Source organism: Pseudomonas sp. sp1636, from assembly GCF_030376615.1.
In the GTDB taxonomy this organism is placed as follows: Bacteria; Pseudomonadota; Gammaproteobacteria; order Pseudomonadales; family Pseudomonadaceae; genus Aquipseudomonas.
Genome location: NZ_JARRAB010000015.1, coordinates 1 through 13,000 on the forward strand (window position 1 = coordinate 1; position 13,000 = coordinate 13,000).

Below are 13,000 nucleotides of genomic sequence, written 5' to 3' on the forward strand. Positions count from 1 at the left end.
CTCGAGCGCGGATAAATAACGCTCCCCGTCCTACAAGGCTAGAGCCTATTCAGAACCTTGTAGGAGGCGCCCCCCGCGGCGAATGCAGCCCGCAGGGCTGCCAGGTTGTGGTGTCGCGGTGCAGAACAAAGACCTCGCCCCGAGGTCGGGCCTCCCACAGGTAAGACTCAAGCCGGCGAACTTGAGTTAACCAACTAACCGTACTTCTGCGCGAGCCGCCGGTTGGCGAACAAAAAAGGCCGCGACACTGAGTGACCGCGGCCGGGGAAAGGCGTGGCAGTGTTCAGGCCTGGGCCAGGCGGGCGCGGGCCACCCGCGAGCCGTTCTCCTTGCCGAGCAGGGTGCAGATACGCGCACCGGCCTGGATCAGCTGATCCAGGTCGATGCCGGTCTCGATGCCCAGACCGTTGAGCAGGTAGAGCACGTCTTCGCTGGCGACGTTGCCGCTGGCGCCCTTGGCATAGGGGCAGCCGCCTAAGCCTGCGACCGAGCTGTCGAACACCGCGACGCCCTCGAGCAGGCTGGCGTAGATATTGGCCAGGGCCTGACCGTAGGTGTCGTGGAAGTGCCCGGCCAGCTTGTCGCGCGGCACCTCGCGGCCGACCACCTCGATCAGCCGACGGGTGGCGCCGGCGGTGCCGGCGCCGATGGTGTCGCCCAGGGAGACCTCGTAGCAGCCCATGGCGAACAGTTCCCTGGCCACCCGGGCGACCTGCTCGGGTGCAATCTGGCCTTCATAGGGGCAGCCGAGCACGCAGGACACGTAGCCGCGCACGCGGATGCCCTGCTGCTGGGCGGCCTCCATCAGCGGCAGGAAACGTTCGAGGCTGTCGCCGATCGAGCAGTTGATGTTCTTCTGCGAGAAGGCCTCGCTGGCGGCGGCGAATACCGCCACCTCCTTGACCCCGGCCGCCAGGGCGGCCTCGAAGCCTTTCATATTCGGCGTCAGGGCGGCGTAGGTGACGCCCGGGCGCTGCAGGATGCCGGCGAATACCTCTCTGCTTCCGGCCATCTGCGGCACCCACTTGGGCGAGACGAAGCTGCCGACCTCGATATAGGTAAGGCCAGCGGCGGACAGGTCGTCGACCAGGCGCACCTTGTCGGCCACGCCGATCGGCTGCTGCTCGTTCTGCAGGCCGTCGCGCGGGCCGACTTCGACCAGGCGGACATGTTGCGGTAGGTTCATATGCGCTTCTCTGTAGTGGTAGCCCGGATGTAATCCGGGGCAAGGATAGCTGGCCATTCCCGGATTGCATCCGGGTTAGGTACTGAGCACGCCGGCAGGGCAATGGTGGGCACGGGGTGCCCTACGCCTGTCGTAGGGTGGAAAACCGCGAAGCGTTTTCCACCGTCTGTCGTCCTCGAGTCCTTGATGTCGGTGGACAAGCTTCGCGTTGCCCACCCTACGGGCGCTAATCAGACCTCGTCCAGTTCCACCAGCACGCTGCCCTCGGCGACCATCTCGCCTTCGCCGCAGTACAGCGCCTTGACCGTGCCGGCATGGGGCGCGCGGATGCTGTGCTCCATCTTCATCGCCTCCAGCACCACCAGGGCGGTGCCGGCCTCGACCTGCTGGCCGGTTTCGACCAGCACGCGCACGATGCTGCCGTTCATCGGCGCGGTCAGGCCGCCGTGGTGACTGTGGCTGGCTTCGACTTCGGCGATTGGATCGACGCGGCTGACGCCGTGTAGCACTCCCCGATACTCGAGGTACAGCGTATCGCCACGGCGGATCGCCAGATGCTGTTGGCGCACGCCGTCACGCTCGACCAGCAAGCGTTCACCGTCGAGTCGCACAGCGGCTGGCGCGCTGTGGCGCAGGTGAATCACCTGGCGTTCGCCATTGCAGGTCAGCTGCAGGTCGATCTCTGCCGGCAGTCCGACTCGCCAGCCACTGTTCGCTACCCAGGGCGAATGGAAGTCCTCATGGTTGCGCCGTGCGGGCTCACTCTGCACAAAGGCTTCGGCGGCCAGTTGCCAGAACTCGACGGGTAGCCCGCTGGGGGGCGGCAGCAGCTGCTCCTGATAACGCGGGATAAAGCCGGTATCCAGCTCGGCGGCGGCGAAGGCCGGATGCGCCAGTACGCGGCGCAGGAACGCCAGGTTGGTCTTGACCCCGCCCACGCCGGTTTCATCCAGCATGGCCAGCAGACGCAGGCGCGCTTCCTCGCGGTTGTCGCCCCAGGCGATCAGTTTGCCGAGCATCGGGTCGTAGAACGGCGACACCTCGTCACCTTCGGCCACGCCCGTGTCGACCCGCCGACCCGGGCCAGCGCTGGCCTCGCGGTACAGGCTCAGGCTGCCGGTGGACGGCAGGAAGTCGTTATCCGGGTCTTCGGCATAGAGGCGCACCTCGATGGCGTGGCCGACCAGCGGCACCTGCTCCTGGGTCAGCGGCAGCGCCTCGCCACGGGCCACGCGAATCTGCCAGGCGACCAGGTCCAGGCCGGTGATGGCCTCGGTGACCGGGTGTTCGACCTGCAGGCGGGTGTTCATCTCCATAAAGAAGAAGTCGCCACGCTCGTCCAGCAGGAACTCCACGGTGCCGGCGCCGACATAGCCGATGGCCTGGGCGGCCTTGACCGCGGCCTCGCCCATGGCCCGGCGCAGTTCGGGGCTGAGGCCCGGAGCCGGGGCTTCCTCAACCACCTTCTGGTGGCGGCGCTGGATCGAGCAATCGCGCTCATTCAGGTACAGGCAGTGGCCGTGCTGGTCGGCGAATACCTGGATCTCCACATGACGCGGCTTGAGCACGTACTTTTCCACCAGCATGCGCGCGTCGCCGAACGACGATTGCGCCTCGCGCTGGGCGGAAGCCAGGGCCTCGCTCAGCTCGCTTTCGCGTTCGACCACCTTCATGCCCTTGCCGCCGCCGCCGGCGGTGGCCTTGAGCAGTACCGGGTAGCCGATCACCTCGGCGGCGGCGCGGAAAGTCTCCAGATCCTGAGCCGCGCCGTGGTAGCCGGGCACCAGCGGCACCCCGGCCGCTTCCATCAGCGCCTTGGCCGCGGATTTGCTGCCCATGGCATCGATGGCGCTGGCGGGCGGGCCGAGGAACACCAGCCCGGCGTCCTCGATGGCGCGGGCGAAGCCGGCGTTCTCCGAGAGAAAGCCGTAGCCCGGGTGGATGGCCTGGGCGCCGCTGGCCTGGGCCGCTTCGAGCAGGGCGTCGATACGCAGGTAGCTGTCGGCCGGTTTGGCACCGCCCAGGTCGATGGCGATGTCCGCTTCGCGCACGTGGCGGGCATTACGGTCGACGGCGCTGTGCACCGCCACGCTCTTGATGCCCATGGCCTTGGCCGTGCGCATGACGCGGCAGGCGATTTCGCCACGGTTGGCGATCAGCAGGGTGTCGATGTGCTTGTGACTCATGCTTGTTGCTCCTGCCGGAGGGATTGACGTTTATCGAGCCAGCTGCCGCACTGAACGGTATGGAGCACTAGATCGCAAGGAATAGTCATGGTTGCTCCTGCCAGCTGGGTTTGCGTTTATCCAGGAACGCGCGCAGGCCTTCCTGGCCTTCGGCGCTGACCCTGATGCGGGCGATGGCGTTTTCGGTGTAGCGGCGCAGGGCCGGGGTGAGTACGCCGCTGGCGACTTCCTTGAGCAGATCCTTGCTCGCCTGCATGGCCTGCGGGCTGTTGAGCAGCAGATTGGCGATCCAGTCGTTGGCCGCGTCGTCCAGTGCCTCGGCCGGGTAGCACTCGGCCAACAGGCCCAGTTCACGGGCCCGCTCGCCGCTGAAGCGCTCGGCGGTCAGGGCATACCGGCGCGCCGCGCGTTCGCCGATGGCCTGCACGACGAAGGGGCTGATCACCGCCGGCGCCAGGCCGATGCGCACCTCCGACAGACACAGTTGGGCATCGTCGGCGCCGATGGCCATGTCGCAACAGGCGATCAGACCCAGCGCGCCGCCGAAGGCCGCACCCTGGATCACGGCCAGGGTCGGGATCTTCAGTTGGTAGAGGTTGTGCATCAACTCGGCCAGCTCGCGCGAATCGGCCAGGTTGGCGTTGTAGTCGAGGGTCGCGGCGTGCTGCATCCAGGCCAGGTCGGCGCCGGCGGAGAAGTGCTTGCCGCGCCCGCGCAGCAGGAGGAAGCGCAGGCTCTTGTCGGCCTGCACGGCATCGAGGGCGAGGATCAGCTCGCGGATCATCTCGGCGTTGAAGGCGTTGTGCTTGTCGGCGCGATTCAGCCAGAGGGTGGCGAAACCGCGCGGGTCTTTGTCGAGTTGTACGGTGCTGAAATCGGTCATGGTCTGTCGCGTTCCTCGATGCTGCTTTTTGTAGGAGGCCCGACCTCGGGGCGAAGCTTTAGCTTCGGGCAGGCTGTCGCCTGCGTTCGCCGCGAGGTCGCGCCTCCTACAGGTTGGGGGGGCGCCTTGATACCGTTACATTCTGAAAACACCAAAGGTGCTCGGCTCGATCGGCGCATTGAGGCTGGCGGACAGCGCCAGGCCGAGTACCTCGCGGGTTTGTGCCGGGTCGATGACGCCGTCGTCCCACAGCCGCGCGCTGGAATAGTAGGGGTGGCCCTGGCGTTCGTACTGTTCGAGGATCGGTTGCTTGAGCTTGGCCTCGTCCTCGGCGGAGAAGGTCTGCCCGGCGCGTTCGGCCTGTTCGTGCTTGACCTGCACCAGCACGCCGGCGGCCTGTTCGGCGCCCATCACGCCGATCCGTGCGTTCGGCCACATCCACAGGAAACGCGGGTCGTAGGCCCGGCCGCACATGCCGTAGTTGCCGGCGCCGAAGCTGCCGCCGATGATCACGGTGAACTTCGGCACCTTGGCGCAGGCCACGGCGTTGACCAGCTTGGCGCCGTGCTTGGCGATGCCGCCGGCCTCGTATTTCTGCCCGACCATGAAACCGGTGATGTTCTGCAGGAACAGCAGGGGGATGCCGCGCTGGCAGGCCAGCTCGATGAAGTGCGCGCCTTTCTGCGCCGACTCCGCGAACAGGATCCCGTTGTTGGCGAGGATCGCCACCGGGTAGCCGTGGATATGGGCGAAGCCGCAGACCAGGGTGGCGCCGAACAGCGCCTTGAATTCGTCGAATAGCGAGCCGTCGACGGTGCGCGCGATCACCTCGCGCACATCGAAGGGTTGCTTGGCGTCGGCCGGGATCACCCCATACAGCTCTTCGCTGTCGTACAGCGGAGCAATAGGCTGACGATTATTCAGCACGCCGAGCTTGCGCCAGTTCAGATTGCTGATGCTGCGCCGGGCCAGGGCCAGGGCGTGCTCGTCGTTGTCGGCGTAGTGGTCGGCCACCCCCGAGGTCTTGCAGTGCACGTCGGCGCCGCCCAGCTCCTCGGCGCTGACCACCTCGCCGGTGGCGGCCTTCACCAGCGGCGGGCCGGCGAGGAAGATGGTGGCCTGCTGGCGCACCATGATCGCCTCGTCGGCCATCGCCGGCACATAGGCGCCGCCGGCGGTGCAGGAACCCATGACCACGGCGATCTGCGGGATGCCCATGGCGCTCATGTTGGCCTGGTTGAAGAAGATCCGGCCGAAGTGTTCGCGGTCGGGAAACACCTCGTCCTGGCGCGGCAGGTTGGCGCCGCCGGAGTCCACCAGGTAGATGCACGGCAGGCGGTTCTCTCGGGCGATGGCCTGGGCGCGCAGGTGTTTCTTCACGGTCAGCGGGTAGTAGCTGCCGCCTTTCACCGTGGCGTCGTTGGCCACGATCATGCATTCGATGCCTTCGACCCGGCCGATGCCGGCGATCACCCCGGCGGCCGGTACTTCTTCGCCGTAGACGCCATGGGCGGCCAGTTGGCCGACCTCGAGAAACGGCGAGCCGAGGTCGAGCAGGCGGTTGATCCGCTCGCGCGGCAACAGCTTGCCGCGTGAAATATGCCGGTGCTGGGCCTTCTCGCCGCCGCCCTCGTGGACGCGGGCGAGGAGGGCGCGCAGGTCGTTGACCTGAGTGAGCATCGCCGCGCTGTTGGCGGCGAACTCCGGCGAGCGGGTATTGATCTGGGTGTGCAGGATGGCCATCGATTTGGCTCCGGTTCAATCCGTAGGGTGGATGACGCTTTATGCATCCACCGGCTCTGGTGGAAAACCTGCGCGGTTTTCCACCCTACGTGCGGCAATCGCCTTACTTGGTCTCGTTGAACAGCTCGCGGCCGATCAGCATGCGCCTGATCTCGCTGGTGCCGGCGCCGATCTCGTAGAGCTTGGCGTCGCGCAGCAGGCGGCCGGTGGGGAACTCGTTGATGTAGCCGTTGCCGCCGAGAATCTGGATCGCCTCCAGGGCCATCTGCGTCGCGCGTTCGGCGCTGTAGAGGATCACCCCGGCGGCGTCCTTGCGGTTGGTCTCGCCGCGGTCGCAGGCCTGGGCCACGGCGTACAGGTAGGCGCGGCTGGCGTTGAGCTGGGTGTACATGTCGGCCACCTTGCCCTGGATCATCTGGAACTCGCCGATGCTCTGGCCGAACTGCTTGCGGTCGTGGATATAGGGCAGCACCACGTCCAGGCAGGCCTGCATGATGCCGATCGGCCCGCCGGCCAGCACCACGCGTTCGTAGTCCAGGCCGCTCATCAGCACCCGTACGCCGCCGTTTTCCTTGCCGAGGATGTTCTCTTCCGGCACCTCGACGTCATCGAAGAACAGTTCGCAGGTGTTGGAACCGCGCATGCCCAGCTTGTCGAACTTGTTGCCGCGGGAGAAGCCCTTCCAGTCGCGCTCGACGATAAAGGCGGTGATGCCGTGGGCGCTCTTGTCCAGGTCGGTCTTGGCGTAGATCACGTAGGTGTTGGCGTCCGGGCCGTTGGTGATCCAGGTCTTGGAGCCATTGAGCACGAAGTGGTCGCCGCGGCGCTCGGCGCGCAGCTTCATCGACACCACGTCGGAGCCGGCGTTGGGCTCGCTCATGGCCAGGGCGCCGACGTGCTCGCCGCTGATCAGCTTGGGCAGGTACTTGGCCTTCTGCTCGGGCGTGCCATTGCGGTTGATCTGGTTGACGCACAGGTTGGAGTGGGCGCCGTAGGACAGGCCGACCGAAGCCGAAGCACGGCTGATCTCCTCGATGGCGACCACGTGGGCCAGGTAGCCCAGGCCGGCGCCGCCGTATTCCTCGGAGACGGTGACCCCGAGCAGGCCCATGTCGCCGAACTTCTTCCACATGTCGGCGGGGAACAGGTTGTCGCTGTCGATGGCCGCGGCGCGCGGCGCCAGTTCCGCGGCGACGAAGGCCTGCACCTGCTCGCGCAGCATGTCGATGGTTTCGCCGAGGGCGAAGTTGAGGGACGGATAGCTCATGGAAGGCACCTTGATTGTCGTTGTCGGCTCGTACATTGGTATGGGTTGTCAGTCCATATACCTTTACGTTAACGTAAAGCTGGCTTCGTGAGCTGTCAAGCCTCGAGCGCCAATCGAAGTTCAAACGCCAGCCTCAGAACAAGCAGAACAAGCGAGGAATTCCATGACTTCACCCAGTTACACCCGCGGATTGCAGGACAAACCCCTGTTGGCCATGACCATAGGCGCGGCGTTCGATCAGACGGTGGCGCGTTTCGCCGAGCGCGAGGCGCTGGTGGTTCGTCATCAACAGCTACGTTACAGCTGGGCTCAGCTGGGCGAGGCGGTGGATCGCTGTGCCCGCGCCTTGTTGGCCATCGGCATGCAGCCCGGCGAGCGCCTCGGCATCTGGGCGCCGAACTGTGCCCAGTGGTGCATCGCCCAATTCGCCAGCGCCAAGGTTGGCGTGGTGCTGGTCAATATCAACCCGGCCTACCGCCTCAGCGAACTCGAGTATGCGCTCAAGCATTCCGGCTGCCGCTGGCTGATCTGCGCCGATGCGTTCAAGAGCAGCGACTACCACGCGATGCTCGGTGAACTGTTGCCGGAGCTGGCCGGTTGCGCCGTCGGTGCACTGCAAAGCCGCCTATTGCCCGAGCTGCGTGGGGTGATCAGTCTCGGCCAGCAACCGGCCGTCGGTATGTTCGACTGGACGGCGTTCCTGGCCCGTGGCGATGAGGTCGGCCCGGAGCAGTTGCGCGCCTGCAGTGCCCAGCTGCAGTTCGACGACCCGATCAATATCCAGTACACCTCGGGCACCACCGGCTTCCCCAAGGGCGCCACCCTCAGCCACTACAATATCCTCAACAACGGCTATATGGTCGGCGAAAGCCTGGGCCTGACCGAGCATGACCGCCTGGTGATCCCGGTGCCGCTGTACCACTGCTTCGGCATGGTGATGGGCAACCTCGGCTGTCTGACCCATGGCAGCACCATGATCTACCCGGGCGCCGCCTTCGAACCGCTGGGCACCCTGCAGGCGGTGGCCGAGGAGCGGGCCACGGTGCTCTACGGCGTGCCCACCATGTTTATCGCCGAGCTGGATCTGCCGGAGCGCGCCGGCCTGGATCTGTCCAGCCTGCGCAGCGGGATCATGGCCGGCGCCACCTGCCCGATCGAGGTGATGAAACGGGTGATCGGCGAGATGCACATGGCCGAGGTGCAGATCGCCTACGGCATGACCGAAACCAGCCCGGTGTCGACCCAGACGGCCGCCGATGACGATCTGCAGTGCCGGGTCAGCAGCGTCGGCCGCACCCAGCCCCATCTGGAGAGCAAGGTGATCGACGAGCAGGGACGCATCGTCCCGCGTGGGCAGGTCGGTGAACTCTGTACCCGTGGTTACAGCGTGATGCTCGGTTACTGGAACAATCCTGCGGCCACCGCCGAAGCTCTGGATGCGGCGCGCTGGATGCACACCGGCGACCTGGCGGTGATGGACGAGCAGGGCTACCTGAGCATCGTCGGGCGCAACAAGGACATGATCATCCGCGGTGGCGAGAACGTCTATCCGCGCGAGATCGAGGAGTTCCTGTTCGGCCATCCGGCGGTGGCCGATGTGCAGGTGGTGGGCATTCCCGACGACAAATATGGCGAGGAAATCGTTGCCTGGATCAAGTGCCACCCGGGCCACCAGGCGGCTGCGGCGGAACTGACCGAGTTCTGCAAGGGCCGCATCGCCCATTTCAAGGTGCCGCGCCACTTCCTGCTGGTCGACGAGTTCCCGATGACGGTCACCGGCAAGGTGCAGAAATTCCGCATGCGCGAGCTCAGCATCGAGCGCCTGGAGCTCACCTCGAAACCTTAGGCTTTGGCACCTGCGGCGCCAGCGAGCCTGGCGCCGTTTCAGATAAAGGAGTATCCGATGTCCCCGCAGATCAGCCGCTTTGCGCTGCCCGAAAACCTCGAGCAATTACCTGACGATATGCGTGAGCGAATACTCGCGGTGCAGGAGAAGGCCGGCTTCGTGCCCCATGTGTTCCTCATGCTGGCCCATCGTCCGGACGAGTTCCGCGCCTTCTTCGCCTACCACGACGCCTTGATGGAACGTCAATCCGACAGCCTGACGCCGGCGGAAAAGGAGATGATCGTGGTCGCCACCAGTGCCCGCCACGGCTGCTTGTACTGCGTGGTGGCGCATGGCGCGGTGTTGCGCATCTACAGCAAGGATCCGCTGCTGGCCGACCAGGTGGCGGTCAACCACCGCACCGCGCCGCTCGCCGAGCGCCAGCGCCTGATGCTCGACTTCGCCTTTCACGTCGGCCTCGAGCGTGGCGGCCTGGATGGCGACTGGCAGGCACGCCTGCAGGCGGTCGGCTTCAGCCTCGACGACATCTGGGACATCGGCGCCATCACCGCCTTCTTCAGCCTGTCCAACCGCCTGGTATCGCTGGCCGGCACGCCGCCCAATGCCGAGTTCTACCTGATGGGCCGTGTGCCCAGGGCGCCGGCTTGAAACTACGCCGCTAGCTGCAGCGCAAGCTCCCCTGGCATGCCGGGGAGCCCATGACTTTGCCGTCTTTCCACCGTGCGTTCAGGGGCGTGGGCAGGGCTGTGCGCGGCGGGTGCAACGGTTTCAATCGATGCGACTTTTATGCATAACGCACCTGATTTTTTGCTCGTTATTATTTTACGAATGCCTGCCTATACTCTGACTCGCCGGTCATGGGGGCATGGTTCGGCAGGCTTCGCCAGCAATAACCGCGGTCGGAATAACTAGGGGCTGGCCGCATCAATAGCTGCTCTCAGTTTGAAGCGTCATATCCAGACTTTCTGGTCGCAGGTAGACCTTCGTATAGTATTCACGTTTACGTAAAGGTAATAGTGTCAGCACCGCCATAACCGATAACAACAATCAAGGTTAGAGGGCTCCACATGTCACCAGAGTTCGTATTGGAAACACGGGGTTTGACCAAGGAATTTCGCGGCTTCACCGCGGTGGACTCGGTCGATCTGCGTGTGCAGAAGGGACACATCCATGCGTTGATCGGACCCAACGGGGCCGGCAAGACCACGGTGTTCAACCTGCTCACCAAGTTCCTTCCGCCCAGCCGCGGCGAGATCCTCTATCAGGGCAAGGCGATCACCGCCATGAAGTCGAACGAGATCGCCCGTCTCGGCCTGGTGCGCTCCTTCCAGATTTCCGCGGTGTTCGGCCACATGAGCGTGGTGGAGAACGTGCGCGTGGCATTGCAGCGCAAGCTGGGCAACGCTTTCCACTTCTGGAAGTCCGAGCGCAGCCTCGAGGTGCTCAACGAGCGCGCCCTGCAGATGCTCGACGAGGTCGGCCTGCTCGATTTCGCCGACACCCTGGCCATCGAGTTGCCCTATGGGCGCAAGCGCGCGCTGGAACTGGCCACCACCCTGGCACTGGATCCGACGGTATTGCTGCTCGACGAGCCGACCCAGGGCATGGGCGCGGAGGACGTGGAAATGGTCATCGGCCTGGTGCGCCGCGCCGCGGTGGGGCGCACGGTGCTGATGGTCGAGCACAACCTCAGTGTGGTCAGCCAGCTGTGCGACCGCATCACCGTGCTGGCGCGCGGTGCGATCCTCGCCGAGGGCGACTACGCCAGCGTGTCGGCCAACCCCCAGGTGCGCGAGGCCTACCTGGGCAGCGAAGCGGCCGTCCTCGAGGAGGCTCACGCATGACCAGCCTGCACAGTCCGGATTACGAGCAACTGCGGGTCAGCGACCTGCATGCCTTCTACGGCGAGTCGCACATCCTCCACGGCATCGACCTGCTGGTGCGCCGCGGCGAGCTGGTGACCCTGCTCGGGCGCAACGGCTCGGGTCGTTCCACCACCCTGCGCGCGATCATGAACCTGGTGGGCCGCCGCACCGGCTCGATCGTGGTCAACGGCAACGAGACCCTGGGTATGGCTGCGCACCTGATCCCGCGGCTGGGCGTCGGCTTCTGTCCGGAGGAGCGCGGCATCTTCGCCAGCCTCAACGTCGAGGAGAATCTGCTGCTGCCGCCCATGGTGCGCAGCGGCGGCATGAGCCTCGACGAGATCTACGAGATGTTCCCCAACCTCTACGAGCGACGCTTCAGCCAGGGCACCCGGCTGTCCGGCGGCGAGCAGCAGATGCTGGCCATGGCGCGCATCCTGCGTACCGGCGCCAACCTGCTGCTGCTGGATGAGATCACCGAGGGCCTGGCCCCGGTGATCGTGCAGAAGCTGGCCGAGGTGCTGATCAAGCTCAAGAACAAGGGCCTGACCATAGTGCTGGTGGAGCAGAACTTCCGCTTCGCCGCGCCGCTGGCCGATCGGCATTACCTGATGGATCACGGCCAGATCGTCGAGGAAATCAGCGCCGCCGAGCTGTCGTCCAAGCAGGAACTGCTGCACCGCTGCCTAGGCGTCTGAACCCGGTTTCACCCCTCGAAACATGCAGTACGGCGCGGCTCAGGCCCGTCGGATCGGGATTGCTTTGCCCGCGACAACAACAATAACTGTGGAAGGTAACCAAATGAATCTGTTCCAGAAGACTGCAAGCGCCATCCTCGTCTCCAGCCTGATCGCCGGCGCCGCCCAGGCCCAGGTCAGCGACGACGAAATCCGCATCGGCTACCTGGCCGACATGTCCGGCACCTACCGCGATCTCTCCGGGCCGGGCGGCCTGGAAGCGCTGAAGATGGCGGTCGAGGACTTCGGCGGCCAGATCGACGGCAAGAAGATCGTCATTTTCAGTGCCGACGACCTGAACAAACCGGATGTCGGCGCCAACACCGTGCGCCAGTGGGTCGATGAGCGCAACGTCGACATGGTCACCGGCCTGGTCGCCTCCTCGGTGGTGCTGGCGGCGAGCCAGGTGGTGGAGCAAGCCGGCAAGCTGGCGCTGATTTCCGGCGCGGCGGCCTCCAGCATTACCAACGAATTCTGCTCGCCCAACCATGTCCACTGGACCTACGACTCCTACGCCCTGGCCAACGGCACGGCCAAGGCGGTGCTGGCCAATGGCGGCAAGAGCTGGTTCATCCTGACCGCCGACTACGCCTTCGGCCACGCCATGGAAAGCGACATCACCAAGGTGGTCGAAGCCGATGGCGGCGCCGTGCTGGGCAAGGTGCGCCATCCGTTCCCGAGCAGCGACTTCTCATCCTACATCTTGCAGGCCCAGGGTTCCGGTGCCGATGTGATCGCCCTGGCCAACGCCGGCGCCGACACGGTCAATTCGCTGATGACCGCCAATCAGTTCGGCGTCGCCCAGTCCGGGCAGAAGCTGGCCGGCATGGTGGTGTTTCTCAACGACATCCACGCCATGGGCCTGGATGTGACCCAGGGACTGATGCTGACCACCGGCTGGTACTGGGATCTCAACGAGGAAAGCCGCGCCTGGGCCAAGCGCTATGAGGAACGCGTCGGCAAGATGCCGGGCATGGTGCCGGCCGGTATCTACTCGGCCGCGATGCACTACCTGAATGCGGTCAAGGCCACTGGCAGCGACGATACCCAGGCGGTGCGGGCGCAGATGATGGCGGCTCCGGTCAACGACATGTTCGCCAAGAACGGCAAGATTCGCGCCGATGGCCGCATGGTTCACGACATGTACCTGGCCCAGGTGAAGACCCCGGCCGAGTCCAAGGGCGAGTGGGATCTGTACAAGATCGTGCGCACCATCCCCGGGGACGAGGCCTTCCGTCCGCTGGCCGCGAGCCAGTGCAAGCTGCTGACGCAGAACTGATCGGCAGC

General features: G+C 65.3%; 10 protein-coding genes. 5 read left to right on the plus strand and 5 right to left on the minus strand.

Translation table 11 applies throughout. The features are described 5' to 3' along the window. Nucleotides 1-283 precede the first annotated feature (283 nt). From P8H27_RS15090 to P8H27_RS15110, 5 genes are all read right to left on the minus strand, one after another. A complete protein-coding gene (locus P8H27_RS15090) occupies nt 284-1,186 on the minus strand; it encodes a hydroxymethylglutaryl-CoA lyase (protein WP_289638406.1) in 903 nt (300 codons plus the stop codon). Between the two features lie 230 nt (nt 1,187-1,416). Further along, nucleotides 1,417-3,372 (minus strand): acetyl/propionyl/methylcrotonyl-CoA carboxylase subunit alpha, encoded by a 1,956-nt coding sequence (locus tag P8H27_RS15095; RefSeq protein ID WP_289638407.1) that lies wholly within the window; start codon nt 3,370-3,372, stop codon nt 1,417-1,419. An 85-nt stretch (nt 3,373-3,457) separates the two neighbouring features. Beyond that, the gene (locus P8H27_RS15100) at nt 3,458-4,255 is read right to left on the minus strand and encodes a gamma-carboxygeranoyl-CoA hydratase (protein WP_289638409.1); all 798 of its coding nucleotides are present in this window, start codon (nt 4,253-4,255) and stop codon (nt 3,458-3,460) included. 135 nt (nt 4,256-4,390) lie between these two features. Beyond that, nucleotides 4,391-5,998: a carboxyl transferase domain-containing protein gene (locus P8H27_RS15105; RefSeq protein ID WP_289638411.1), complete on the minus strand. Its 1,608-nt coding sequence runs from the start codon at nt 5,996-5,998 to the stop codon at nt 4,391-4,393. A gap of 103 nt (nt 5,999-6,101) precedes the next feature. After that, nucleotides 6,102-7,265, minus strand: a complete 1,164-nt coding sequence (locus P8H27_RS15110; RefSeq protein WP_289638413.1) for an isovaleryl-CoA dehydrogenase — start codon at nt 7,263-7,265, stop codon at nt 6,102-6,104. 163 nt (nt 7,266-7,428) lie between these two features. Here P8H27_RS15110 and P8H27_RS15115 point away from each other — a divergent pair, with 163 nt between their 5' ends. The 5 genes from P8H27_RS15115 to P8H27_RS15135 all read left to right on the plus strand — a co-directional run bounded on the left by P8H27_RS15115 (nt 7,429) and on the right by P8H27_RS15135 (nt 12,992). Further along, entirely contained in the window at nt 7,429-9,111 is a 1,683-nt protein-coding gene (locus P8H27_RS15115) for an AMP-binding protein (RefSeq protein WP_289638414.1), read from the plus strand. A 57-nt stretch (nt 9,112-9,168) separates the two neighbouring features. Then, entirely contained in the window at nt 9,169-9,759 is a 591-nt protein-coding gene (locus P8H27_RS15120; protein ID WP_289638416.1) for a peroxidase-related enzyme, read from the plus strand. A 419-nt stretch (nt 9,760-10,178) separates the two neighbouring features. Then, entirely contained in the window at nt 10,179-10,955 is a 777-nt protein-coding gene (locus P8H27_RS15125) for an ABC transporter ATP-binding protein (RefSeq protein ID WP_289638417.1), read from the plus strand. Beyond that, nucleotides 10,952-11,674: an ABC transporter ATP-binding protein gene (locus P8H27_RS15130; protein WP_289638418.1), complete on the plus strand. Its 723-nt coding sequence runs from the start codon at nt 10,952-10,954 to the stop codon at nt 11,672-11,674. Before P8H27_RS15125 ends, P8H27_RS15130 begins: the two co-directional genes overlap by 4 nt. A gap of 103 nt (nt 11,675-11,777) precedes the next feature. Then, nucleotides 11,778-12,992: an ABC transporter substrate-binding protein gene (locus tag P8H27_RS15135; protein WP_289638419.1), complete on the plus strand. Its 1,215-nt coding sequence runs from the start codon at nt 11,778-11,780 to the stop codon at nt 12,990-12,992. Nucleotides 12,993-13,000: the final 8 nt, after the last annotated feature.